The organism is Frigoribacterium sp. CFBP 13729, from assembly GCF_014841875.1.
In the GTDB taxonomy this organism is placed as follows: Bacteria; Actinomycetota; Actinomycetes; order Actinomycetales; family Microbacteriaceae; genus Frigoribacterium.
The window spans coordinates 30,975-54,865 of the sequence record NZ_JACYUR010000002.1; the positions used below are offsets into that span (position 1 = coordinate 30,975).

A 23,891-nucleotide genomic window follows, 5' to 3' on the forward strand; every position below is an offset into this window, starting at 1 on the left:
CCGTCGTCCAGCAGCCTCGCCTGGTCATCGAAGGGTGGTCCCGGTCGTGGTCGTGGTCGTGGTCGGCTGACCGGAGCCAGCCGCGAGCCCGAGGCCCTCGGGGGATCGGAGTCGGCGCTGACGCCGGCCGACGTGCGCACCCGCCGCGCCCGTGACGAGGAGCACTCCCGCGAGCGAGATGCCGAGGGCGAGACCGCCAGCTCCGGACCCCGTGAAGGCGAGTGCGGCCGGCACGACGGGAGCGATCGGCGGTGCCTCGACGCGGAACGACTCGGACGCGTGCACCCGCATGTCGGCGAAGGCCGGGACGACCTGGTGCGAGTCGGGCCCCGGGGTCGTTCCCGGCGACGTGAAGACGAACGCGTACCCGCCGACGTCGCGGGCCATGAGGCACGGCGTCTCCACGTGGCCAGCGCCGGTCAGCGTCGTCGAGACGCGTCCGGCCACCAGTCCTGCCGTCTCGAGGTCGCGGACATCGCCAAGGTCGGTGTCGACGGCAGGCAGCTCGGCGAACGGGCCGATCAGCAGCGTGTCGACCACCACCTCCTCGACCTCGGGGTTCCACCTGCTCACCTGGAGCGAGTCGCTCACGCAGGTGCCCGGCTCGACGACGGACGCACCGACGACGGCCGTCTCGATGTCCGGTGACCAGGGCACGACGGTGGTCTCCGAGGCCGTGCCGAACGCGGACCGCCAGCCCTGCAGCCGGTCACGCCCCTCCTCCTCGGCCGTGTCGGCAGGGTCGATCGACTCGACCCACGTGTACCAACCGCCAGCAGGCAGCGCGCATGCGGGGGTCGTGTACGTGCCGGGGCCCTCGACCACGCGGACCTCGACGTCGCAGACCGCAGGTGCGTCCACGGGCCAGTCGGCAGACTCGACGGGCCGTGCGGAGAACGGGCCGAGCAGACGGCTCCGGACGGTCACCGGGATCGGCGCCCAGCCTCCGTCGACCTCGATGCGCCCCCACTCCGACAACAGGCCGTCACCCGGCTCGATCGTGAGGGTCAGCTCATCGGTGACCTCCGTGCCCGCATCGGCGACGGCGTCGCTCGCCACCGTCGAGACACGCGGTCGGAACGGCAGCGGGGACAGTGCCGTGGCGCTCGCCGAGCCCGTCGCGGTGACGCTCGTGCCGCCGGTGAAGAGGATCATCTGAGACCCTGCCGGGCTGCTGCCCACGGTCATCACCCGGCCGTAGGGCAGGTCGTCGAAGCGCGCCTCGGCGCCCACGACGATCTGCGGGAGGTCGCCCACGGCCCGGAACGAGACCGTCTCGCCGTTCTGCACGGAGGAGGCGCTGCTCCCGTCCGCGAAGACGGCTCCCGACAGCGTGACCGAGCCCGCGGGCCCGGGCGGGAGCTGTCCTGGGCCGCCCGTCACACGGTCGACCGCGACGTCGGCACGGAGGGTGCCGGTGCCGTCCGGCTGCAGGTCGACCGCCATCGACGCCGAGACCGACGTCGAGGCCTCGCGGGCGGCCTCGTCCAGCATCTGCTGCATCTTCTCGAGGACGATCGGCCACCGCTCGTTCGCGCGGCCTGCGTAGTAGCGGGCGCTCCGGCCAGCGAGGCCGGTGATGCTCCACACCGCGAGCTGGCCGGCGGCAGCGGTGTCCTGGTCGTCGGTCCCGGCCCAGGTGCGGGCGATGTAGGCGAGCCGAGCGTGGTCGTCGCTGGAGATGTCGAAGACGTCCGGGCCGGTCGCCGTGTCGTACTCGTTGCCGACCGGTGACGACTTGCCGGCCTCGAGGCAGAAGGCCTTGCGGCCGTCGGCGAGCAGGTACGTGCCGAGGTACGAGACGCCGTCCCCGCGCCAGAGGTACCCGGTGCCGAGGCCTGTCGACGTGACCGCCTTCGCCGGCGAGGCGAGCGCGAGCGGTGCGACGAGCACCGCCACGAGGAGCAGCAGGAGGGACAGGAGCAGAAGTCGAGGAGCCCGTGGCGGGGCGGTCTGAGATGTCATGCGACGACGATGGCGGGACGGGCCCGCGGGCATGACGCCCGCCTCCTCGTTCTGTGGACGTCAGCGCGGGGACGTTGCTCGGTGGAGGGAGCAGGGGAGGCGGCGTGAGGCGTTGGTCGATCCGAGCTGGTGTCGGCGTGTCCATGGCCGGCCGGGGAGGTGTCTCGTGTTCTCCGGGGCGCACGCCGAGTATCTGGGCCGATCTGCACACGAGCGAGCGAGTCGCCCTTCCTACTGGGGGGCCTCACTCGATGTCGGTGCGGGGGAGCTCTGGTCGGTCGGCAGCGACAGTGCTCGCAGGATCGCGATCACGTCCTCGAGGGGAAGCTGCGCCTTCTCGCTCGCGTCGAGAAGGGTTCGTGCCTGTTCGATCACGGTCTTCGGTGCTCGTGATGCCCCAGGGGCCACTCGTGTGCCGGCGGCCGTGCGCGTGACGACGAGTCCTTCGGTCTCGAGCGCCCGGTAGGCCTTCGCCGCCGTCGCCTGGGCGACGCCGAAGTCCCGGGCAGTCTGCCGCACCGTAGGGAGCCTCTCACCGTCGCCCAGGGTGCCTGAGCGGATCGCGCCGCGGAACAGTTGTGTGATGTCGTCGCCGGTCCTCCCGGCAGGGGGTGTCATCGAGCTGCTATTGAAGAGTCGACACGAAGGGACGCGGTGGTTCGCGTCGAGTACGCCGCACGAAGGGTGTCGACTGCCAAGCGCAGCGCCAGAGCGACGCCGGCGCCCTGCAGCACGTAACCGGCCATCTTCATGGGCCGCGCAAGCGCGCTGTACTCGCCATCGATGGTCAGCTGTGGGAACGACTGTTCGGCGGACACCCACCTCTCGTCGAGACCGACGAGGGTCGTTCCGTAAGACCCGACGTGCAGCCAGAGGGCGCCGAGGGTCGTGATGCCGCCGGCTACGACGAGGAGCGTGAACAACCGTGCCGTGGACTGACGCGCCGGCGCCGTGCTCGGCACCATCACCTGTGCAGGCATCGCTCGGTTCGCGTCGTGCCGCAACACCAGCACGAGGACGGCGATGGCCACCGCCAGTGTGATGAGTGTCGCCAGGTGGTTGGGCCACCCTGCCCCGGCCACGTAGCCGTACCCGGAGTTGAAGCTGCGGTAGATGGGGAGAGGGGTGTAGTCCGGAACGTATCCGAAGAAGGGGCCCTCCGCGGGGGCCGGTCCGGCTATCGCGATCTGCCATCCGGCCGTCGCCCCGATGACGAGCGCCACTGCTGCACCTAGTCCGAGTGCGGGGCGAGGTGCGAACGTGGCCCAGGAGCGGTGGGGAGTGATCGCATGCTCTCCGCGCGGGGGCTGAGGGAGGCGTTGCATGGCGATCGAGGCCACGACGAGCACCAGTGTGGCGGCGAGCAATGGGGCAGGTCGCCGCCACCACCCCTCGAACCCGGTGCCGCCGACGATCGAGACGGGGATCGCGCTGGTGGCCGAGGCGATGGCCACGACCGTGATCGACCCCAGAGCGCCCACCCAGATCAAGATCCGTCGTCGCGGTCCGTCGTGCAGGTCTGTGACCAGTCGGCGTGGTCGCACCCAGGACAACGCGAACAAGGCGCATCCCACGACCAGCGCCATCTCGATCGGAACGACCTTGTTCACGTCCGACAGGAACGAGATGATCATGAGGCCTCCTGCGAGTCGGCTGATCAGACGATCAGCGTGCTTGTGCTGAAAAAGTAGCACAAGGTGGGTAGCTGCACTCCCCGAGGGGCCGATGCGTGGCGAGCGCTCTCCTCGACGATGGCGCCTTTGTGGCCTCCTGCCACTGACGGGCGACCGTGGCAGACCGTCGCCGTCGCGAGTTCGCGAACGGTCGGGCTCCGGGCTCCCGGTCGAGCCCGGATACGACGACGCCCGCCGACCGCGGTGCGGTGGGCGGGCGTCGTGGTCGGGGGAGGCGCTACTCGGTCTCGTCGAGGTCGACGTCCTGGTCGTCGAGGTCGTTCTCGGCCAGGCTCGGCTCGGCCTCACGCGGCGACCCGCCGGTGGGGCCGTCGTTGCCGTCGCCGAGGCCCGGCAGGACGGTCTCGCCGGCGACCGCGTCGTTCGTGACGATCTGCTGGCTCTCCTCGAACTGCGTCTCCTCGTCGTAGGGCTCGTCGCCCGAGGATGCGGGGGTCTGGGTGTCGCTCATGTTGCGTCCTTCCGGTCGGTGCTGCGGTGCTGCGGGTGGGGGAGCGGCTCAGGCCAGGCCGAGCTGCTGCATGAGGCCAGCCTCGTCGGTGGCGCCCCAGCGCTCCACGAGCAGGCCATCGTCGTCGAAGCGACCGACCTGGATGCCGCGCACCGTGAAGCTCTTGCCCGTGGCCTGGTGGCCCTGGAACGGCCCGGTGTGCGTTCCCTTGATGGTGAAGACGGCGGTCACGTTCTCGTCGTCGGCGACGAGCGTCTCGACGCCCAGGTCGGCGTCGGGGAAAGCGGTGAAGAAGTCGCTCCAGAACGCCTTGATGCCCTCGACGCCCGCGGGCGCACCCGGAGCCGGGTCGTGGTCGACGACGGCGGCGTGGAAGCCCTCGCCGAGTCGGTCGATCTCGCGGGCGGTCAGGATCTCGCCGATCAGCTGCTGGGTGGCGACGTTCTTGTCTTTCGACATCTCGTTCTCCGTGTCTCTCGTGTGTGTCAGGTGGTTCCCGTCTACTCCCGCCCCGTGCCCCGGCCCCTGCGGAGCTTCACAGGGAACGAGCGTCGGGATCGTGCTCAGACGGCCGTGAGCAGGTGGTGCTCCTCGACCGCCTCCAGGGCGAGCACCTTGTAGCCCTCGCCCTCGAAGAACACCGTCATGCGGTCGCCCTCGGTGCTCATCACCGTGCCCTCGCCCCAGGCAGGGTGCGAGACACGGGTGTCGGGGTCGAAGAGGGGAGCGTGTTCCGGGTCGTCGACCCGCGCCTCCTCGGCGTCGGCCGGGCGGTCGGGCTCGGCCGCAGCGGCCCGGCAGTCGTCGCAGTTGCCGCAGCGCTCGGGCGCCTCCTCGCCGAAGTAGCCGAGCAGGAACCGCCGCCGGCAGCCGTGCGACTCGGCGTACGTGCGCATCATCTCGATGCGCGACTTCTCGACCCGCTCGCGTCCCTCGGCGATCTGGCGCGCCTCCTCGGCCGCCTCCTTCGACCCGAGATCGGTCGTGACCTCGTAGCCCGCCTTGGTCTCGGCGGCGACGCCCGCCTCGAGCAGCAGGTCGACGAGTCGCGAGACCTGCCGCGGCTTGAGCCCGGTCGCCTCGGTGATCACGGTGCGCTTCACCGGACCCGAGGAGGCGCGGATCGCCTCGTGCACCCGCCGCAGCTCGGCTCGTGACGGCAGCCCCGCCGCGAAGAACGACCGCAGCGACAGGTCCTCTGCCCGGTAGTGCAGGGTCGCGTCGGCGGGTTCGCCGTCACGCCCGGCGCGCCCGATCTCTTGGTAGTAGGCGTCGAGCGACTCGGGCACGTCGGCGTGCACGACGAACCGGACGTCGGGCTTGTCGATGCCCATGCCGAAGGCGCTCGTGGCGACGATCACGTCGATCTCGCCGGCGTGGAACCGCTCGTGCAGGGCACCCCGCTCAGCCGAGCGGAGGCCCGCGTGGTACGCCTCGACGGTGCGGTCGGGGCAGCGCTCGCCGATCTCGTCGGCGTAGCGCTCGCTCTCCTTGCGGGTGGCGACGTAGACGATGCCGGGCGTCGTGAGCTCGGCGACCTGCTCGACGATCGCGCGGCGCTTCTCGGCCTCGTCTTCGTGGCGGTGCACGGCGAGCGACAGGTTCGGGCGGTCGAAGCCGCGGCTGATCACGAGCGGGTCGCGCAGCCGCAGCCGCTCGATCACCTCGTCGCGCACCGGTCCGGAGCCGGTCGCCGTCAGCGCGAGCACAGGGGGTCGGCCCAGCCGCTCGACGATCTCGCCGAGGTGCAGGTAGTCGGGCCGGAAGTCGTGGCCCCACGACGACACGCAGTGCGCCTCGTCGACAACCAGCAGGGCCACGCCCGCCCGCGCCAGCCGCTCGACCGTCTCGTCGCGGGCCAGCTGCTCGGGGGCCAGGAACACGTAGGTGACCTCGCCGGCGTCGACGCGCCTCCAGCTCTCGTCGTTCTCGTCGTCGGTGTGGCCCGAGTTGACGTCGACGGCGGGTGGGGCGTCGGGGTGCCCGACGAGCCCCGCGACCTGGTCGGCCTGCAGCGCGATCAGCGGCGAGACGACGACGGTCGGGCCGTCGAGCAGCGCGCCCGCGACCTGGTAGATCGCGCTCTTGCCGAAGCCCGTGGGCATGATGCCGAACGTGTCGCGCCCCGCGAGCAGCGACTCGACCGCCTCGACCTGGGCGGGCTTGAGGTCGTCCCACTCGAAGAGGCGGGCGGCGACGTCGGCGATGCGGTCGCGGTCGGTGACTTGCTCGTCGGCGGTGACGGTGCGGCTGTCGCCGCGTGTGCGGCTCGTGCTGTGGGCGGTGCGGGTGGTGGTCATGCGGCGTCCTCGTGGTGCGTCCCGGCACCGGAGCGCGCCGAGACGGTCCATACGATGCCGGGGGCCACCGACACGCGCGCCGTCCACAGCGGATCGGCAGTGACTCCTCCCCGCCCGTACCCCGGGGCCGGGACCCTACCCCTCCGCGCCTCCTCGGGCACGCACCCGGGAGGGGCCCGGAGGCCAGGCGCTAGGCTGGTCGAGGCCTGTTCGTCCCGACGTCGAGACAGACGCGAGGTGGGCGACGAGGCCGGTGCCGACTCGGTCGGCACGCCCCTCCAGAGCACTGGCGCAGCGATGCGGATTGGAAGAACAGCGTGGATCTTTTCGAGTACCAGGCCAGGGACTTGTTCGAGTCCTACGGCGTGCCCGTCCTGCCGGGAGTCGTCGCCGACACCCCGCAGGAGGCGCGAGCCGCAGCCGAGCAGATGGGCGGCGTGACCGTCGTCAAGGCCCAGGTCAAGGTCGGTGGCCGAGGCAAGGCCGGCGGCGTCAAGGTGGCGAAGACCCCGGACGACGCGGAGGCTGCGGCCGAGGCGATCCTCGGGCTCGACATCAAGGGCCACGTCGTCAAGCGCGTGATGGTCGCCGGCGGCGCGCAGATCGCGCAGGAGTTCTACTTCTCGGTGCTGCTCGACCGCGCCAACCGCTCGTACCTGTCGCTCTGCAGCGTCGAGGGCGGCATGGAGATCGAGCAGCTCGCCGTCGAGAAGCCCGAGGCCCTCGCCCGCGTCGAGGTCGACCCGCTCGCGGGCATCGACCTCGCCAAGGCAGAGGAGATCGCGCGTGCCGGAGGGTTCCCCGACGAGCTCGTCTCGAAGGTCGCCCCCGTGCTCGTCAAGCTGTACGAGGTCTACGCCGGCGAGGACGCGACGCTCGTCGAGGTCAACCCGCTCGTGCTGACCGAGCAGGGCGACATCGTCGCCCTCGACGGCAAGGTCACGATCGACGAGAACGCCGACTTCCGCCACCCCGGCCACGCCGACCTCGAGGACGCCGACGCGGCGGACCCGCTCGAGGCCAAGGCGAAGGCCTCGGGCCTCAACTACGTGAAGCTCGACGGCGAGGTCGGCATCATCGGCAACGGCGCAGGGCTCGTCATGTCGACCCTCGACGTGGTCGCCTACGCCGGCGAGGCGCACGGCGGGGTCAAGCCCGCGAACTTCCTCGACATCGGCGGCGGAGCGAGCGCCGAGGTCATGGCCGCCGGCCTCGACGTCATCCTCGGCGACGAGCAGGTCAAGAGCGTCTTCGTGAACGTCTTCGGCGGCATCACGGCGTGCGACGCCGTGGCGAACGGCATCGTCTCGGCCCTGGGAATCCTCGGCGACGCGGCCACCAAGCCGCTCGTCGTGCGCCTCGACGGCAACGCCGTCGACGAGGGCCGGCGGATCCTGGCGGAGGCGGCGCACCCGCTGGTCACCGTCGTCGCGACCATGGACGAGGCTGCCGACAAGGCCGCCGAACTGGCTTCGAAGTAAAGGGACAGAGCACAACCATGTCGATCTTCCTCAACAAGGACAGCAAGGTCATCGTCCAGGGCATCACCGGCGGCGAGGGCACCAAGCACACGGCGCTGATGCTGAAGGCGGGCACCCAGGTCGTCGGCGGCGTCAACGCCCGCAAGGCCGGCACCACCGTCACCCACGGCGACGTCACCCTGCCCGTCTTCGGCACGGTCGCCGAGGCGATCACCGAGACCGGCGCCGACGTCTCGATCGTCTTCGTGCCGCCGGCGTTCGCGAAGGACGCCGTCGTCGAGGCCGTCGAGGCGGGCATCCCGCTCGTCGTCGTCATCACCGAGGGCATCCCCGCACAGGACGCAGCGGAGTTCTGGGCGCTCGCCAAGTCGAAGGGCGGCGCCACCCGCATCATCGGCCCGAACTGCCCCGGCATCATCACGCCTGGCGAGTCGCTCGTGGGCATCACGCCGGCGAACATCACCGGCGCCGGCCCGATCGGGCTCGTCTCGAAGTCGGGCACCCTGACCTACCAGATGATGTTCGAGCTGCGCGACCTCGGCTTCTCGACCGCCATCGGCATCGGCGGCGACCCGGTCATCGGCACGACCCACATCGACGCCCTCGAGGCGTTCGAGGCCGACCCCGACACCAAGGCGATCGTGATGATCGGCGAGATCGGCGGCGACGCCGAAGAACGAGCCGCCGACTACATCAAGGCGCACGTGACGAAGCCGGTCGTCGGCTACGTCGCCGGCTTCACCGCGCCCGAGGGCAAGACCATGGGCCACGCCGGCGCCATCGTCTCCGGCTCGGCGGGCACGGCCCAGGCCAAGAAGGAGGCGCTCGAGGCCGCCGGGGTCAAGGTCGGCAAGACGCCGAGCGAGACCGCGGCCCTGCTGCGCGAGGTGTACGCGGCCCTCTGAGGTCGTCGTACGGTGCCGTGACCGGCACCGCGCCTCCTGGGCGGGCGTGTTCGTCCGGCCCGGTCCGTCACGACGGACCGCGGTCGACGCACACGCCCGCCTTCGTTCGTCCCCGGCCACGCGGCACGAGACGTCGGCCGCTCGGCACGGCACGTCGGCCGCCCAGCGGCCCGGCGGTACAGTCGTGCCCGATGAACCGCCCTGTCACCGCCGTCTTCGCCGCGCTCGAGGCCCTGCTCGTCGTCGGCATCGGCGTCGGGCTGCCCGTCGTCGTCCTCAGCCTCCTCTGGGCGTTCCAGTACGGACTCCAGATCGACTGGATCGTCTTCTGGCGCGCCGCCGTCGACATCTGGCTCGTCGGGCACGGCGTCGACCTCGACCTGCAGCTGGGAGCGGCGACCGCCGCCGCCTCCGGCGTCCCGGGGGCCGAGGCGCCCTTCGCCGTGACGATCGCCGCGCTCGGCTTCTCGGTCCTGACCGTGCTGCTCGGAGTGCGCGCCGGTCGCGCCGTCGCCGAGACCGCGCACCGTGTCGTCGGGGTCCTCAGCACGGTCGGCGTCTTCGCCCTGCTGAGCCTGCTGGTCACCGCCACGGCCCAGCACCCCCTCGCCTCGCCCGTCCTGTGGCAGGGGATCCTCCTGCCGACGCTCGTCTACGCCGTGCCCGTCGTGGTGATGGCCGAGGTCACGCGCCGCCGTCGCGGCGAGCCGGCCGACCCCGTCACGGGCGCGCTCTCCACGCTCGTCGTCCGTGCGCCGCGCACCGCGCGCGTCGTCGCCGCCGCGGGGCTCCGCATCGGCACGGCGAGCGCGGCCGGCGTGCTCGCCGTCTCCGGCGTCGTCGTCGGCGTGCTGATGCTCACGCACTACGGCGAGCTGATCACCCTCTACGAAGGCGCGCACGCCGGGCTGCTGGGCGGGATCGCCCTGACCCTCGGCCAGCTCGCCCTGCTGCCCGACCTGGTCGTCTGGGCCGCCTCCTGGTTCGTCGGCCCCGGCTTCGCGCTCGGCACCGGCTCGGGCGTCTCGCCGCTCGGCACCTCGGTGGGGCCGATGCCCGCCGTGCCGTTCCTCGGGGCGCTGCCGACCGCCTCCTCGTCGTTCGCCTTCGTCGGGCTGCTCGTGCCGGTCGTCGCCGCGTTCGTCGTGACGACCCTGCTGCGCCCGCGGATCGAGCGGCTGCTCGCCGAGTCCGGATCGGCCGACGTGCTGCGTCGCGTGCTCGTCGGGGTCTCCGGCGGAGTCGTCGCCGGGGTGCTGCTCGGCCTGCTCGCCTGGTCGGCCTCCGGAGCCGCCGGGCCTGGCCGGCTCGCCCACGTCGGGCCCGACCCCCTGCTCGTCGGCGCCTTCGGGGCCCTCGAGGTCGCCGTGCCCTCGGTGCTGGCGATGGTCGTGTCGCTGCGGAGCTTCCTCGGGCACGACGACGACTCGGCGGCTGCTCCTGCAGGAGGTGCGCGCGCGGCTGACGACGTCGAGACCGGCCCGCAGCCCGTGCTGGCGGGCACGTCTGCGTGGTCGCGGTCGTCGACGGGTGCTGCGGCCACGATGTCCGGCCTCACGCCGGAGCGCGCGTCCGGCCTCTCGCCCGAGCGCACGGCCGACGACCGGACCGGCACCGGCGCCGGCGCCGCCGCAGGCATCGCCGCCCGCCTCGGATCCGGCCACGACGAGACGACCGACCTCGGCGCGGAGCCTCTCGTGTCCTCGTCCGGCGCCGAGGCCGACGGCGACGCGGGTGACGAGACCGACCACGCGGCCGGCCGGCGACGGCGACTGGCGGAGCGGATCCGTCGGCTCCGTCCGCGTCGCCGCACCGACGGCACGGACATCGGGGACGACGAGGACAGCGGTGACACCGAGGACAGCGGTGATCGCACGGACAGCGGTGACCACGCGGCCGGCGAGGACGGGGCAGCCGAGGGGCACGGCGGAGCCGCTGCTCGGTCGGACACCCGGACGCCCCCGGTCACCGAGGCCGACACGGGCGAGACCGCCGTCGTCGAGACGGGGCTGCGCGCGCCCGGCGACCGCGTCCACGACCCCCGCGAGGTGCACGTCGACGCGGCGCGCGCCGCGCGTGCCGCACGGGACCGGGACCGCGACCAGGCCCGCGACCGCGAGGAGCACGACGACGAGCGCGACGGCCCCGCCCCGTGGTGGCGCAGGCTCGGATCGACCCCCGACCGGTCGGCCCCGGGGCACGACGACGACGAGACCGAGCCGGTCCGCGGTCTCGACCGCTGACCCGCGCCTCCTCGGACCCGGAGGACCCGAGGACCCGGAGGACCCGAGGCCCGGAGGGCCCGGAGGGCTCTGAGGGCTCTGAGGCCCCGGGAGCCCCCGCCTCGGCCACTAGGCTTGCCGGGTGCTGAAGCTCGTGGTGCTCATCTCCGGTGGCGGCTCGAACCTGCGTGCCCTGCTCGAGGCAGCGCACCACGACAGCTACCCCGCCCGCGTCGTCGCCGTCGGCGCCGACCGCGAGGCCGACGGCCTCGAGCACGCCGAGCACTTCGGGGTGCCGACCTTCACCGTGCCGTTCTCGAGCTTCGACGACCGGGCGTCTTGGGGTGACGAGCTGCTCGCGCAGATCCGCCAGTGGCAGCCCGATCTCGTCGTGCTGAGCGGTTTCATGCGGCTGCTGCCCGTCGGGGTCGTCGACGCGCTGAGCCCGCACCTGATCAACACGCACCCCGCGTTCCTGCCCGAGTTCCCGGGCGCGCACGGCGTCCGGGACGCGATCGCCGCCGGCGTCGACCAGACCGGGGCGAGCGTCATCGTCGTCGACGCCGGCGTCGACAGCGGCCCGATCCTGGCGCAGCGCCGCATCCCCGTGCTGCCCGGCGACGACGAGTCGTCGCTCCACGACCGCATCAAGATCGTCGAGCGCGAGCTGCTGGTGCAGACCGTGCGCGAGATCGCCGACGGAACGACCGACCTCGAGGAGACGAGACCCGCATGAGCGGCCACCAGATCGACCCCACCCTCTACCGCGAGCGGGACGCCGTCCCCGTGCGTCGTGCGCTCATCAGCGTGAGCGACAAGACCGGACTCCTCGACCTGGCCGAGGCGCTCGCCGCGGCGGGCGTCGAGATCGTGTCGACGGGCTCGACCGCGTCGACCATCCGCGACGCAGGCCACGACGTCACCGACGTGAGCGCCGTCACCGGGTTCCCCGAGTCGCTCGACGGCCGGGTCAAGACGCTGCACCCCGGCATCCACGCGGGCGTGCTCGCCGACCTGCGCCTCGAGTCGCACGAGCAGCAGCTCGCCGAGCTCGACATCGCGCCGTTCCAGCTCGTCGTCGTCAACCTCTACCCGTTCGTCGAGACGGTCGCGTCGGGCGCCGAGGCTCCGGCCGTGATCGAGAACATCGACATCGGCGGGCCTGCCCTCGTGCGCGCCGCCGCCAAGAACCACGCGAACGTGGCCATCGCCGTGTCGCCCGCCAGCTACGGGCAGATCGTGAAGTCGCTGACGCTCGGCGGCACGACCCTGGCCCAGCGGCAGCGCCTGGCCGGCGAGGCCTTCGCGCACACCGCCGCCTACGACACGGCCGTCGCCGCCTGGTTCGCCGAGAACGTCGGGGCGCGGGCCGAGCACGAGGCCGGTGCCGACGCGGCGACCGCAGCCGAGGAGGTGCGGGCCGGGTCGGCGGCGTTCGACGCCCCCCAGCACGTCGTCCTCGAGGGCACGCGGCAGGCCACGCTCCGCTACGGCGAGAACTCGCACCAGCAGGCCGCGCTGTACGCGTCGCCCGAGGGCGCCGGCATCGCCCAGGCCGAGCAGCTGCACGGCAAGGAGATGTCGTACAACAACTACGTCGACGCCGACGCGGCCCTGCGCGCCGCCTACGACTTCGCCGAGCCGGCCGTGGCGATCATCAAGCACGCCAACCCCTGCGGCATCGCCGTCGCCTCGGTCGACGCCGTCGACGCGATCGCCGACGCGCACCGTCGCGCCCACGCCTGCGACCCCGTGTCGGCCTACGGCGGCGTCATCGCCGCGAACCGCCCGGTGACCCTCGCCATGGCCGAGACGGTGAAGGACATCTTCACCGAGGTCGTCATCGCCCCCGCCTTCGAGCCCGACGCGCTGGCGCTGCTGCAGACGAAGAAGAACATCCGGCTGCTCGTGCTGCCCGCCGACTTCGCCCGCCCGACCGTCGAGGCGCGCCAGATCTCGGGCGGCCTGCTCGTGCAGCAGGTCGACTCGTTCGACGCCTTCTCCTCGCAGGGCTGGACGCTGGCCGCGGGCGTCGAGGTCGACGCCGCCACGCGCGCCGACCTCGAGTTCGCCTGGCGGGCCTGCCGCTCGGTCAAGTCGAACGCGATCCTGCTGGCCGACGCGGGCGCCTCCGTGGGCGTGGGCATGGGCCAGGTCAACCGGGTCGACTCGTGCCAGCTGGCCGTGACGCGGGCGGGGGAGCGGGCCCGCGGCTCGGTCGCCGCCTCCGACGCGTTCTTCCCGTTCGCCGACGGCCTGCAGGTGCTGCTCGACGCGGGCGTGCGCGCGGTCGTCCAGCCCGGCGGGTCGATCCGCGACGACGAGGTCGTCGCGGCCGCCGCCGCCGCAGGCGTCACCATGTACTTCACCGGCGAGCGGCACTTCTTCCACTGAGCTGTCGAGCCCTCGTCGACCGACGCCCCGGCCCGTGCGGCCGGGGCGTCCGTCGTCCGTCCTTCGCCGGCCGTGGTGGCATGCACGTGCCGCTCCCTCCGCCCGCTCCGCCGGCGCGCGGCCACGGCCGCCCGGACACCTGTCGCGCATCTTCTCCTCGCTCGCCCTTGCGGGGGAGGTGTCAGCACACATATCCTGAAAAGCTGCTCACAGCCGGTCGCTCGCGACCGACATGACGGACGAACGACGACCTGCACAGGAGGACACGATGAACTCGACGCTGACCACGGTGGCCTCGGCCCCCGCCGGTGCCCTCGTGCCTGCCGCCCGCGCCTCCGTCGCCGCCCGCCGGGCAGCCCGGACCCTCGTCGGCTAGGCCGAGCGGGACGCAGGCCGGGCTCGCCGCCGGCACCGCACCTCCTCCACGCGAGCGCCTCGTGCGCTCCACATCAGGGTCGCCGCCGTGCCCTCACCAGGGCACCGGGCCGCGACTCCCTCCCCAGTCGGTCGCCGCCGTGACGGCACCGACGCTCCCGATCACGACACTTGGATCAGCCATGTCCCCGAAGTCCCCTCCGCCCCCGTCCGCGTCGCCGCGTCGCCCGTCGACGTTCCGCGCGCTGATGCGGCTCCACCCCTACGCGAAGCCGGCCGTCCCGCGCATCGTGCTCGGCGCCGTCGCCGCGCTCGCCGCCGCCGTCGTCGCCCTGCTCATCCCCGCCGTGCTCCAGCTGCTGGTCGACGGTCCGCTGTCGAGCGGCGACCGAGCCCAGGTCTGGCCCGCCTTCGCCGTCGTCCTCGGGCTCGGCATCGTCGAGGCCGTCATGATCGGCCTCCGTCGACGGCTCGTCCTCACGCCCAGCACCCACGTCGAGGCGTCGATGCGCAACTCGCTCTACGCGAAGCTGCAGGACCTGCCGGTGGCGTTCCACGACCGGTGGCAGAGCGGCCAGCTGCTCAGCCGGTCGGTCAGCGACCTCTCGCTGATCCGGCGCTGGCTCGCGTTCGGCCTCGTCCTGCTCGTCGTCAACGTGCTGACGATCATCGTCGGCTTCGCGGTGCTCTTCTTCTACAGCTGGGCCCTCGCGCTCCTGTTCATGGTCGCGTCGATGCCGGTCTTCTTCGTCAGCTTCGCGTTCGAGAAGCGCTACTCGATCGTCGCGCGGCGCAGCCAGGACCAGGTCGGCGACCTCGCGACCAGCGTCGAGCAGAGCGTGCACGGCATCCGGGTGCTCAAGGCCTTCGGCCGCGGCAAGCACTCGCTCGACGAGTTCGCCAAGCAGGCCGACGACCTGCGCGGCACCGAGATCGAGAAGGCCCAGGCCATCAGCCGGCTGTGGCTGTGGCTGCTGCTCGTGCCCGACGTCGCCTTCGCCCTCTGCCTGCTCGGCGGCATCTGGCTGGCCGCCGACGGTCAGCTGACCGTCGGGCAGCTGTTCGCGTTCTTCGCGACGGCCACCGTGCTGCGGTGGCCCGTCGAGTCGATCGGGTTCCTGCTCTCGATGACCTTCGACACCCGCACGGCGGCCGACCGGTTCTTCGAGGTGCTCGACAGCGAGAACGCGATCACCGATCCTGCCGAGCCGGTCACCATCGAGGCGCCGGAGGGGCGGCTCGAGTTCGCCGACGCGCACTTCCGCTACCAGGACAGCCCGGCCCAGTACCCGGACCTCGTCAACGGCGTCGACCTCGTCGTCGAGCCGGGCGAGACCATGGCCCTCGTGGGGCTCACGGGCTCGGGCAAGACGACGTTGCTCGCGCTCGTCTCGCGGCTCTACGACGTCACGGGCGGCAGCGTCCGGATCGACGGCGTCGACGTGCGCGACCTGTCCCGGCAGGAGCTGCGCCGCCTGGTCGGCATGGCGTTCGAGGACGCGACGCTGTTCAGCGCCTCCGTCCGCGACAACGTGCTGCTCGGCCGCCCCGACCTCGCCGACGACCCCGCCGAGGCCGACCGCGTCATGCGCGAGGCCCTCGAGATCGCCCAGGCCGACTTCGTCGAGCGCCTGCCCGACGGCGTCGACACCCGTGTCGGCGAAGAGGGGCTGAGCCTCTCGGGCGGGCAGCGCCAGCGGCTCGCCCTGGCGCGCGCCGTCGCGGCGCGTCCCGCCATCCTCGTGCTCGACGACCCGCTGTCGGCGCTCGACGTCGACACCGAGGCCCGGGTCGAGGCCGGCCTCCGCCGGGTGCTCGCGTCGACGACCTCGTTGATCGTCGCGCACCGTCCGTCGACGGTCACCCTCGCCGACCGCGTCGCCCTGCTCGAGAACGGCAGGGTCACCGCGGTCGGCACCCACTCCGACCTGCTCGCCACGAACGAGCACTACCGCTGGGTGATCTCGTCCCTCGACGACGACACCACGCCCGCCCGAGAGGAGGTGCTGGCATGACCGAGCAGACGACGCACGACCAGGCCACGCGCCGCACCGATGACGCGCCCGACGGCGCGGTCCGTGACGATCGTCTGGTCGACGGCACCGGGGGCGGCCCCGCCCACGAGGCCCTCGACGGCCGCACCCCGGCCGAGAAGCGGGCCGAGCAGGGCTCGACGACCCAGGGCGTCCGCGGCGAGGAGCGCGACGACTTCACCAAGGCCGAGAGCAAGCGGCTCCGTCGACGGTCGCTGCGCCTCCTCGGCTCGCTGATCCGTCCGCTGCGCTGGCGGCTGGCGCTGATGGCGGTCGTCGTCATCGTCAGCACCGCCTCCCAGGTGGCCGGCCCCGCCCTGATCGCCTTCGGCATCGACACCGCCCTGCCTGCCCTGATGGACCGACAGGACTGGGCGCCGGCGATCCTCGTGGTCGTCGTCTACCTGGTGACGGGCGTGCTCGGCGCGGTGCTGATGGCGCAGTACACGGTGCTGTCGGCGCGGATCAGCCAGGCGATCCTGTTCGACCTGCGCAAGCGGCTGTTCCTGCACACGCAGCGGCTCAGCCTCGAGTTCCACGAGACGTACACGTCGGGGCGCATCATCTCGCGCCAGACGAGCGACCTCGACTCGATCCGGGAGCTGCTCGACTCGGGCATCAACCAGCTCGTCTCGGGCCTGCTCTACATGGGGTTCACCGCGATCGCGCTCGTCAGCCTCGACGCGCCGAGCGGGCTCGTGCTCGCCGTCGCGCTCATCCCGCTGATCGCGCTCACGAGGTGGTTCCAGGTGCGCTCCCAGAAGCTGTTCCGCGCCACGCGCGTCGCCAGCGCCCGGGTGATCGTGCACTTCGTCGAGACGATGACGGGCATGCGGGCGGTGCAGGCGTTCCGCAAGGAGGCGCGCAACGAGAAGGAGTACGCCGGCTACGTCGAGGAGTACCGCCAGGCCAACTCGAAGGTGTTCACGCTGTTCGGCACGTTCGACCCGGGCCTGGTGCTGATCGGCAACGCCACCCTCGCGGCCGTCGTGCTCTTCGGCGGGTTCCGCGTGATCGACGGCTCGCTCGAGATCGGCGCCCTGCTCGCGGCGGCGCTGTACGCGAAGCGCTTCTTCGACCCCGCAGAAGAGATGGCCATGTTCTACAACGGCTACCAGTCGGCCTCGGCGGCGCTCGAGAAGATCTCGGGCGTCCTCGAGGAGGAGCCGAGCGTGCCCGACCCCGAGTCGCCCGTCGACCTGCGGCACGCGAAGGGCGCCGTCGTCTTCGACGACGTCGAGTTCGCGTACTCGGCCGACACGGTCGTGCTGCCCGAGTTCGACCTCGACGTGCCCGCGGGGCAGACCATCGCGCTCGTCGGCTCGACCGGCGCCGGCAAGTCGACCCTGGCCAAGCTCATGTCCCGGTTCTACGACCCGACCCGTGGCCGCGTCACGCTCGACGGCGTCGACCTGCGCGACCTGCACCCGAAGGACCTTCGACGAGCCATCGTCATGGTCACGCAGGAGGCGTACCTGTTCTCGGGCTCGGTGGCGGACAACATCTCGCTCGGCAAGCCGGACGCGACCCGCGACGAGATCGAGCGCGCCGCCCGCGCGGTCGGCGCGCACGAGTTCATCGTGGCGCTGCCCGACGGGTACGACACCGACGTGAACAAGCGCGGCGGGCGGGTCTCGGCCGGGCAGCGCCAGCTGCTGTCGTTCGCGCGGGCGTTCATCGCCGACCCGGCGGTGCTCATCCTCGACGAGGCGACCGCGTCGCTCGACATCCCGTCGGAGCGCATGGTGCAGGAGGCCCTGCAGACCCTGCTCGCCGACCGCACCGCCGTGATCATCGCGCACCGGCTGTCGACGGTGGCGATCGCCGACCGGGTGCTCGTCATGGAGCACGGCCGCGTCGTCGAGGACGGCACGCCCGCCGACCTCATCGCCGGCACCGGGCGGTTCGCACAGCTGCACGCGGCCTGGCGCGACTCGCTCGTGTAGGCCGCCTCTGGTGCCGGCGTGGCGTCAGCCGCGCCAGGCCCAGACCGTGCCGTCGTCCGCGACGACGGTCCAGTCGCCGCAGCTCCAGCCGGCCGTCGGCGTCGGGTCGGGCAGCCACGCCGGAGACAGCGGCGGCGCGGCCGTGACCGGCTCGACGGCGGCGCAGCCCGCGGCGTCGGCGGGGGAGGCGGCGCTGTCGAACGTGAGGACCGCCTCCTCGGGGGCCTCACGACGGGTGACCGCCTGGATGTCGACCGCGTCGGTCGGCACCCAGGCATCCAGCACGAACGAGCGCGTGCCCGCCTTCGGTGCGTCGCCGTAGCGGTCGAACTCCCACGTCTTCTCGTCGGAGCCGAGGCCCAGGGCCGAGCAGGAGGAGGCGGTGACGCAGACGACGGCGGCGACGGCGACGACGGCGGCGAGACGGGGGAGCGAGGGCATGCTCCGATCGAAGCGCCTGGCAGCCGCGAGCGCGTCAGCCGAACGGGTCGACCGGCTCGTCCGACAGGTTGACGTCGGGCGACCAGGAGGCGCGCTCGAGGTCGACCCGGACCGTGCCGGTCCGCGACCACCGCAGCGGCGTCCCCTCGGCGCGCCAGTGCTCGAGCGCGCGCTGGCCGTGGCCCTCGGGTGCGTGCCCGGACGCCTTCACGATCCGCCACCACGGCAGGTCCGAGCCCGCGTGCGCCATCACCTTGCCGACGCCGCGCGACGAGCGTGAGCCGACGGCCGCCGCCACCGAGCCGTACGACATGACCCGCCCCTCCGGCACGGACTCGACGACCGAGACGACGCGCGAGACGAAGTCGTCGCCTGACGGGGCGTCGCCTGACGGGGCGTCGTCAGCCGGGGCGTCGTCGGGCGCAGCTGCCCCCGCGGTCACTCGCCCTGCGGCGTCGGGCTGATGGTGAGCGCCGCGAGGTGCTCGCCGTACGGCGTCTCGCCGACGACCTCGAAGCCGATGTGGGCGAAGAAGCTCTCCGGGCCGTCGTCGCCCGGCTCGTAGATGACGGTGAGCGTGTCGAAGCCGCGGCTGCGCGCCTCGCCTGCGAGGGCGTGGATCGCGAAGCGCCCGACGCCCCGGCCCTGGTGCTCGGCCGAGACGTTGACCCGCCAGATGCAGCTGCGCAGGGACTCGTCGTCGGCGTCCGCGTCGAAGTTGCCCATGATGAAGCCGACGACCTCGTCGCCGTCGAGCACGACACGGGGCCAGGCCGTGGTCGGGTTCACGTACGCCTCGGCGATCGAGTGCGAGACCGGGGCCACGTACTGTTCCTGGCCCGGCTTCAGCGTCAGGTTGTTGGCCGCCACGACGGTGGCGGCGGACAGGGTCTCGAGGCGCAGGTCCGACATGGCCTCAGGGTAACGGGGCACCCCCGCCCGGCACCACCGTCGCGGGTGGGAGGATCGGGGCATGCAGACCGACCGTGGCCCGGCGGCGCCGTGAGGCGCGGCACCAACCTCCCGGCCGTCGGCGGCTACAACCGCTCGGTCGTGCTCGACGCGGTGCGGCGTGAGGAGGCCGGGCTCAGCCGGACGGAGATCGCCGAGCGCACCGGCCTCAGCCCGCAGGCGGTGACGAACGTGTCGCGACGGCTGCTGGACGCCGGCCTGATCCGCGAGAGCGGCACCGTCATCAGCGGTCCCGGCAAGCCGCGCACCATGCTGCAGCTCGAGCCGGGAGGCAGCTTCGCGCTCGGGGTCCACGTCGACCCCGCGGTCGTGACCTACGTGCTGCTCGACCTGCACGGCACCGTGGTGGCGCACACGCAGACCCCCACCCCGTCCGCGTCGCGGCCCGACGAGGTCGTGGGGCTGATCGCCCGGACGGTGGACGGGCTCGTGGCGGGCTCCGGCGTGGACCGCGCGCGCCTCCTCGGGATCGGCATCGCGGCGCCGGGGCCGATCGACGTCGAGGACGGCGTCGTCCTCGACCCGCCGATGCTGCCGCGCTGGCGGCACGTGCCCCTGCGCCGGGCGATCGCCGAGGCGACGGGGCTGCCCGTGCTGCTCGAGAAGGACGTCGCCGCGGCTGCCGTCGCCGAGCTCTGGTTCAGCGACGGCGCCTCCCGGCGCGACTTCGCCTTCGTCTACTACGGCACGGGCTTCGGCACCGGGCTCGTCATCGGCCGCGACGTCGTGCGGGGGTCGAGCTCGAACGCGGGCGACTCCGGACACGTGACCGTCGCCTCCTCGGGTCGCCGCTGCACCTGCGGCCGGATCGGCTGCGTGGGCGAGCTGATCACCCCCCACGCGCTCGTCCGTCAGGCGGTCGAGGCCGGCGTGCTCACGGCGGACGACCTGCTGGTCGACGTGCTCGACGCGGCCCGCTCGGAGGGCGACCCCGACGACCTGCACCGGATCGAGGAGGCGCTGGTCGCGTTGGCACGCAAGGCCGCGGACGGCGACGAGGGGGCCCTCGAGATCCTGCACGATGCTGCGCGGCACCTCGCCCGGGCCGTCGTGGTCGTGCTCAACCTGCTCGACCTCGCCGAGGTCGTCTTCGGCGGGCCGTTCTGGCACGTCGTCGCCCCCTGGGTGCTCCAGGTGCTGCCGGAGGCCGTGCGGTCGTCGTCCGCGCTCATCGCCAAGCACCCGATCGCCCTCGAGCAGTCGGCCATCGGCACGGACGTCGCGGCGGTGGGCGCCGCCTGCCTCGTGCTCGACCACGCCTTCTCACCCAGGCCGTCGGCGCTGCTCATCTCCGCCTAGGGCGGGCGCCGGCGCGGCGAACGGGGCCCTCGGTCGAGGGTCACAGCTCGGTCACGACGTCTTGACAAGCAATAACTCCATACGGTGTAGTAACTCCACGGACCGGCGACGACGCCGGTCGAGCGATGGAGCAAGGGAGCACCATGACTCGCACGACGAACACCCGACGACGTCGCGTGCTGGCGGTCGCCGCCGCAGCGACGACCACCGTCCTGCTGGCAGCCGGCTGTGCCGGGGGCAGCGGCGGAGGCGACGAGGACACGCTCAAGGTGGCGTACCAGAAGTTCGGCACCTTCACCCAGATGGACGACCACATGAAGGCCGTCGCCGCGGAGTTCGAGGCGGCGAACCCGGACATGACCGTCGAGCTCGTCCCCATCGCCGGCCAGAACGACGACTACTTCACCAAGCTCGCCCTGATGAACCGCTCCCCCTCCACCGCCCCCGACGTGCAGTACGAGGACACGGCGAAGCTGAAGAGCGACGCCGCGGCCGGGTTCCTGCTGCCCCTGGACGAGTACACCGAGGCCTGGGACGACTGGGACATGTTCTACGACAACGCCAAGGAGGCGGGGGTCGGCGAGGACGGCAAGCTCTACGGAGTCCCGATGGGCACCGACACGCGGGCGCTCTGGTACAACGAGGAGCTCTTCGCCGCCGCAGGCCTGCCCGTGCCCTGGGAGCCCGCCACCTGGGACGACGTCCTCGACGCGGCCGCGACGCTGAAGGAGGCCTCCCCGGACGTCGTGCCCTTCAACATCTACTCCGGCAAGCCGCAGGGCGAGGGCGCCACGATGCAGGGCTTCGAGATGCTGCTCTACGGCACCGAGGGCGGCACCCTCTTCGACGACGACGAGGGCAAGTGGGTCACCGGGTCGCAGGGCTTCGTCGACTCCCTCGGCTTCATCGAGGACGTCTACCAGGGCGGGGTCGGCCCGACCCCCGAGCAGGCGCTCGACACCAACATCGCCACGATCGTCGGCGGCGAGTGGCTCCCGCAGTCGAAGGTCGGCATCGCCCTCGACGGGTCGTGGCTGAGCGGCACCTGGCTCGAGACGGGCACGAACCCGTGGCCGGAGTGGAGCGAGGTGCTCGGCCAGGCGCCCATGCCCACCCAGGACGGGCAGGCCCCCGGCGCGGTCAGCATGTCGGGCGGCTGGACCCTCGCGGTCGGCGCGAACAGCGCGAACCCCGACAAGGCGTTCGAGTTCATCGAGCAGTCGCTGAGCAAGGAGGGCTCGCAGTCCTACGACATCGCCGCGAGCCAGATCGCCGTGCGGAGCGACGTCGCCGAGGACCCGGAGTACGTCGCCGCCAACCCCTCGTTCGAGTTCTTCTCGTCGATCGTCCCCGTGACGCACTTCCGCCCGGCCACCACCGACTACAACCGCATCTCGAGCGAGATCACCATCGCGATGGAGGCGGTGATGACCGGCCAGCAGAGCCCGGAGGAGGCGGCGGCCGCGTACGACGAGGCCCTGGTCGGCATCGTCGGCGAGGACGCGACGGTCGAGGCCGACTGACGATGGCGACCCTCGCTCCTGCCCCGGTCGGTCGCGACGGCGACCGGCCGGGCGGCCCCGGCGCGGGGCCGGGAGGTGAGCCGTCCGGTCGCCGGGCTGGCGCCTCCCGGGCCCGTGCCCTCCGCACCGCCGGACGCACCGTCCCGCTGGTGCCCGCGATCGTGCTGCTCGCGATCTTCTTGCTCGGCCCGGTCATCTCGTCGTTCTACGGTTCGTTCACCAACGCCTCCCTGACCGGCTACGCCGCCGGCGGCTCGGAGTTCGTCGGCTTCGCGAACTACCGCGAGCTGTTCGCCGACCCCGACTTCCCCAAGTCGGTGCTGCTCACGCTCGCGTTCGTGTTCTTCTCCGCCGTGGTCGGGCAGAACGTCGTCGGGCTCGGCGTCGCCCTCCTGATGCGCTCGGCGAACAAGGGCGTCCGCGCCGTGGTCGGCACCTTCGTGATCGCCGCGTGGGTGCTGCCCGAGATCGTCGCCGCGTTCGTCGCGTACGCGTTCTTCAACGACGGCGGCACGCTCAACACGATCCTCGCCGGCCTCGGCGTCACCGGGGCGAACTGGCTCTACACGTTCCCGCTGATCTCGGTCATCATCGCCAACATCTGGCGCGGTGCCGCCTTCTCGATGCTCGTCTACTCGGCGGCCATCCAGGAGGTGCCGCCCGAGATCACGGAGGCGGCCGAGATGGACGGCGCCGGCGGCCTCAAGCGCCTCGTCTACATCACGCTGCCGGCGATCCGTCGCAGCATCTCGACGAACCTCATGCTCACGACCCTGCAGACGCTCTCGGTCTTCACCCTGATCTTCGTCATGACCGGCGGCGGCCCGGGCACCGACAGCTCGACGCTGCCGATCCTCGCCTACCAGGAGGCCTTCCGCTTCTCGCAGCTCGGCTTCGGCACCGCGATCGCGACCATCATGCTGCTCGTCGGGGCGGTCTTCTCGATCATCTACATCAGGGCGCTCAAGCCGGAGGTGGACTGACCGTGGCCATGACCTCGCCCAGCGGCCGCCGGCTCGCGCTGGTCTCGAACCTCGTCCTGGTCGTCGTGGGGCTCTGCTTCGCGGTGCCGCTCGTCTGGCTCGTGCTCGCCTCCGTCGACACGGACGCGTCCCTCTCGGCAGCCGTGCCCGACGAGTTCACGCTCGACAACTTCAGGCAGGTGCTCACGCCCGAGATCTCGTTCATCCCGCTCGCGAACAGCCTCGTGCTGTCCGGGGGCTGTGCGCTGATCACCGTCGTCGTGGCGATCCTCGCCGCGTACCCGTTGTCGCGCTACCGGATGCGGATCAACAAGCCGTTCCTCTACGGCATCCTCTTCGGGACGTGCCTGCCGATCACCGCCATGATGGTGCCGGTCTACAGCCTGTTCGTCTCGCTCGACCTGATCGACTCGATCGGCGGCACCGTGTTCTTCCTCGCGGCCTCCAGCCTGCCCATGGCGATCTGGATGTCGAAGAACTTCATGGACTCGGTGCCCATCTCGCTCGAGGAGGCAGCCTGGACGGACGGCGCGTCGATGTTCTCGACGCTGACGCGCGTCGTCGTGCCGCTCATGCGGCCCGGCATCGCGGTCGTGTTCATCTTCGTGTTCATCCAGGCGTGGGGGAACTTCTTCGTTCCCTTCATCCTGCTGCTGAGCCCCGACAAGCAGCCCGCCGCCGTCAGCATCTTCAACTTCTTCGGACAGTACGGCTCGGTCGCCTACGGCCAGCTCGCGGCCTTCTCGATCGTGTACTCGGTGCCGGTCATCGCCCTCTACGTGCTGGTGTCGCGCACCCTCGGCGGGTCGAACGCCCTCGCCGGCGGGGTCAAGGGGTGATGTCGCTCCTCCACGACCGCGCCTGACCTGCCCTCGTCCCACCGGATCACCGAACCTCCGCGCGCTCG

Annotated in this window: 20 protein-coding genes; 11 read left to right on the plus strand and 9 right to left on the minus strand. The window is 72.1% G+C overall.

The window, feature by feature from the left end; all coding sequences use genetic code 11:
- Positions 1–24: 24 nt before the first annotated feature.
- From IFT77_RS06575 to IFT77_RS06600, 6 genes are all read right to left on the minus strand, one after another.
- A complete protein-coding gene (locus IFT77_RS06575) occupies positions 25–1,965 on the minus strand; it encodes a thioester domain-containing protein (RefSeq protein WP_192169558.1) in 1,941 nt (646 codons plus the stop codon).
- Between the two features lie 231 nt (positions 1,966–2,196).
- Positions 2,197–2,583, minus strand: coding sequence for a GntR family transcriptional regulator (locus IFT77_RS06580; protein WP_192169559.1), 387 nt, complete (start codon positions 2,581–2,583; stop codon positions 2,197–2,199).
- Positions 2,580–3,599, minus strand: coding sequence for a hypothetical protein (locus IFT77_RS06585; RefSeq protein ID WP_192169560.1), 1,020 nt, complete (start codon positions 3,597–3,599; stop codon positions 2,580–2,582). Before IFT77_RS06585 ends, IFT77_RS06580 begins: the two co-directional genes overlap by 4 nt.
- 277 nt (positions 3,600–3,876) lie before the next feature.
- On the minus strand, positions 3,877–4,110 hold the full coding sequence (locus IFT77_RS06590) for a hypothetical protein (protein WP_133738265.1): 234 nt from the start codon (positions 4,108–4,110) through the stop codon (positions 3,877–3,879).
- Positions 4,111–4,158: 48 nt separating this feature from the next.
- The gene (locus tag IFT77_RS06595) at positions 4,159–4,569 is read right to left on the minus strand and encodes an ester cyclase (RefSeq protein ID WP_192040771.1); all 411 of its coding nucleotides are present in this window, start codon (positions 4,567–4,569) and stop codon (positions 4,159–4,161) included.
- A gap of 104 nt (positions 4,570–4,673) precedes the next feature.
- On the minus strand, positions 4,674–6,410 hold the full coding sequence (locus tag IFT77_RS06600; protein ID WP_192169561.1) for a RecQ family ATP-dependent DNA helicase: 1,737 nt from the start codon (positions 6,408–6,410) through the stop codon (positions 4,674–4,676).
- Between the two features lie 317 nt (positions 6,411–6,727).
- On the opposite strand from IFT77_RS06600, the gene sucC reads away from it, so the two are divergent.
- From sucC to IFT77_RS06635, 7 genes are all read left to right on the plus strand, one after another.
- Complete coding sequence (gene sucC, locus IFT77_RS06605; RefSeq protein WP_133738268.1) at positions 6,728–7,891, plus strand: ADP-forming succinate--CoA ligase subunit beta; 1,164 nt, start codon at positions 6,728–6,730, stop codon at positions 7,889–7,891.
- 17 nt (positions 7,892–7,908) lie between these two features.
- Positions 7,909–8,796 carry a succinate--CoA ligase subunit alpha gene (gene sucD, locus IFT77_RS06610; protein ID WP_123547757.1) on the plus strand — a complete coding sequence of 296 codons (888 nt, stop codon included), beginning with the start codon at positions 7,909–7,911 and terminating at the stop codon, positions 8,794–8,796.
- Positions 8,797–8,987: 191 nt separating this feature from the next.
- On the plus strand, positions 8,988–11,039 hold the full coding sequence (locus tag IFT77_RS06615) for a DUF6350 family protein (RefSeq protein ID WP_192169562.1): 2,052 nt from the start codon (positions 8,988–8,990) through the stop codon (positions 11,037–11,039).
- Between the two features lie 121 nt (positions 11,040–11,160).
- The gene (purN, locus tag IFT77_RS06620; protein WP_192040775.1) at positions 11,161–11,754 is read left to right on the plus strand and encodes a phosphoribosylglycinamide formyltransferase; all 594 of its coding nucleotides are present in this window, start codon (positions 11,161–11,163) and stop codon (positions 11,752–11,754) included.
- The gene (gene purH, locus IFT77_RS06625; protein ID WP_192169563.1) at positions 11,751–13,412 is read left to right on the plus strand and encodes a bifunctional phosphoribosylaminoimidazolecarboxamide formyltransferase/IMP cyclohydrolase; all 1,662 of its coding nucleotides are present in this window, start codon (positions 11,751–11,753) and stop codon (positions 13,410–13,412) included. The genes purN and purH overlap by 4 nt, the downstream gene beginning before the upstream one ends.
- Before the next feature lie 557 nt (positions 13,413–13,969).
- Positions 13,970–15,802, plus strand: coding sequence for an ABC transporter ATP-binding protein (locus IFT77_RS06630; protein WP_192169564.1), 1,833 nt, complete (start codon positions 13,970–13,972; stop codon positions 15,800–15,802).
- Positions 15,799–17,766, plus strand: a complete 1,968-nt coding sequence (locus IFT77_RS06635) for an ABC transporter ATP-binding protein (RefSeq protein WP_123547761.1) — start codon at positions 15,799–15,801, stop codon at positions 17,764–17,766. Before IFT77_RS06630 ends, IFT77_RS06635 begins: the two co-directional genes overlap by 4 nt.
- Positions 17,767–17,790: 24 nt before the next feature.
- Here the strand turns inward: IFT77_RS06635 and IFT77_RS06640 are convergent, their stop codons facing one another.
- From IFT77_RS06640 to IFT77_RS06650, 3 genes are read right to left on the minus strand one after another with little or no spacing between them, the layout of a single operon-like run.
- On the minus strand, positions 17,791–18,207 hold the full coding sequence (locus IFT77_RS06640) for a hypothetical protein (RefSeq protein WP_192169565.1): 417 nt from the start codon (positions 18,205–18,207) through the stop codon (positions 17,791–17,793).
- A 34-nt stretch (positions 18,208–18,241) separates the two neighbouring features.
- Entirely contained in the window at positions 18,242–18,649 is a 408-nt protein-coding gene (locus IFT77_RS06645; protein WP_192169566.1) for an MGMT family protein, read from the minus strand.
- On the minus strand, positions 18,646–19,119 hold the full coding sequence (locus tag IFT77_RS06650; protein WP_192040780.1) for a GNAT family N-acetyltransferase: 474 nt from the start codon (positions 19,117–19,119) through the stop codon (positions 18,646–18,648). Before IFT77_RS06650 ends, IFT77_RS06645 begins: the two co-directional genes overlap by 4 nt.
- A 90-nt stretch (positions 19,120–19,209) precedes the next feature.
- On the opposite strand from IFT77_RS06650, the gene IFT77_RS06655 reads away from it, so the two are divergent.
- The 4 genes from IFT77_RS06655 to IFT77_RS06670 all read left to right on the plus strand — a co-directional run bounded on the left by IFT77_RS06655 (position 19,210) and on the right by IFT77_RS06670 (position 23,823).
- Positions 19,210–20,478 (plus strand): ROK family protein, encoded by a 1,269-nt coding sequence (locus IFT77_RS06655; protein ID WP_192169567.1) that lies wholly within the window; start codon positions 19,210–19,212, stop codon positions 20,476–20,478.
- 143 nt (positions 20,479–20,621) lie between these two features.
- Positions 20,622–22,001: an extracellular solute-binding protein gene (locus IFT77_RS06660; protein WP_244638587.1), complete on the plus strand. Its 1,380-nt coding sequence runs from the start codon at positions 20,622–20,624 to the stop codon at positions 21,999–22,001.
- A gap of 2 nt (positions 22,002–22,003) precedes the next feature.
- Positions 22,004–22,984 carry a carbohydrate ABC transporter permease gene (locus IFT77_RS06665; protein WP_192040783.1) on the plus strand — a complete coding sequence of 327 codons (981 nt, stop codon included), beginning with the start codon at positions 22,004–22,006 and terminating at the stop codon, positions 22,982–22,984.
- An 8-nt stretch (positions 22,985–22,992) separates the two neighbouring features.
- Positions 22,993–23,823: a carbohydrate ABC transporter permease gene (locus IFT77_RS06670; RefSeq protein ID WP_192040784.1), complete on the plus strand. Its 831-nt coding sequence runs from the start codon at positions 22,993–22,995 to the stop codon at positions 23,821–23,823.
- Positions 23,824–23,891: the final 68 nt, after the last annotated feature.

Bases quoted from the DNA above. Each gene is read 5' to 3' on its own strand.
- sucD (WP_123547757.1), top strand. From the start codon at position 7,909: ATGTCGATCTTCCTCAACAAGGACAGCAAGGTCATCGTCCAGGGCATC.
- purH (WP_192169563.1), top strand. From the start codon at position 11,751: ATGAGCGGCCACCAGATCGACCCCACCCTCTACCGCGAGCGGGACGCC.
- IFT77_RS06630 (WP_192169564.1), top strand. From the start codon at position 13,970: ATGTCCCCGAAGTCCCCTCCGCCCCCGTCCGCGTCGCCGCGTCGCCCG.
- IFT77_RS06665 (WP_192040783.1), top strand. From the start codon at position 22,004: ATGGCGACCCTCGCTCCTGCCCCGGTCGGTCGCGACGGCGACCGGCCG.
- IFT77_RS06580 (WP_192169559.1), bottom strand. From the start codon at position 2,583: ATGACACCCCCTGCCGGGAGGACCGGCGACGACATCACACAACTGTTC.
- IFT77_RS06670 (WP_192040784.1), top strand. From the start codon at position 22,993: ATGACCTCGCCCAGCGGCCGCCGGCTCGCGCTGGTCTCGAACCTCGTC.
- IFT77_RS06595 (WP_192040771.1), bottom strand. From the start codon at position 4,569: ATGTCGAAAGACAAGAACGTCGCCACCCAGCAGCTGATCGGCGAGATC.
- IFT77_RS06575 (WP_192169558.1), bottom strand. From the start codon at position 1,965: ATGACATCTCAGACCGCCCCGCCACGGGCTCCTCGACTTCTGCTCCTG.
- IFT77_RS06660 (WP_244638587.1), top strand. From the start codon at position 20,622: ATGACTCGCACGACGAACACCCGACGACGTCGCGTGCTGGCGGTCGCC.
- IFT77_RS06615 (WP_192169562.1), top strand. From the start codon at position 8,988: ATGAACCGCCCTGTCACCGCCGTCTTCGCCGCGCTCGAGGCCCTGCTC.
- IFT77_RS06635 (WP_123547761.1), top strand. From the start codon at position 15,799: ATGACCGAGCAGACGACGCACGACCAGGCCACGCGCCGCACCGATGAC.
- IFT77_RS06585 (WP_192169560.1), bottom strand. From the start codon at position 3,599: ATGATCATCTCGTTCCTGTCGGACGTGAACAAGGTCGTTCCGATCGAG.
- IFT77_RS06650 (WP_192040780.1), bottom strand. From the start codon at position 19,119: ATGTCGGACCTGCGCCTCGAGACCCTGTCCGCCGCCACCGTCGTGGCG.
- IFT77_RS06640 (WP_192169565.1), bottom strand. From the start codon at position 18,207: ATGCCCTCGCTCCCCCGTCTCGCCGCCGTCGTCGCCGTCGCCGCCGTC.
- IFT77_RS06600 (WP_192169561.1), bottom strand. From the start codon at position 6,410: ATGACCACCACCCGCACCGCCCACAGCACGAGCCGCACACGCGGCGAC.
- IFT77_RS06590 (WP_133738265.1), bottom strand. From the start codon at position 4,110: ATGAGCGACACCCAGACCCCCGCATCCTCGGGCGACGAGCCCTACGAC.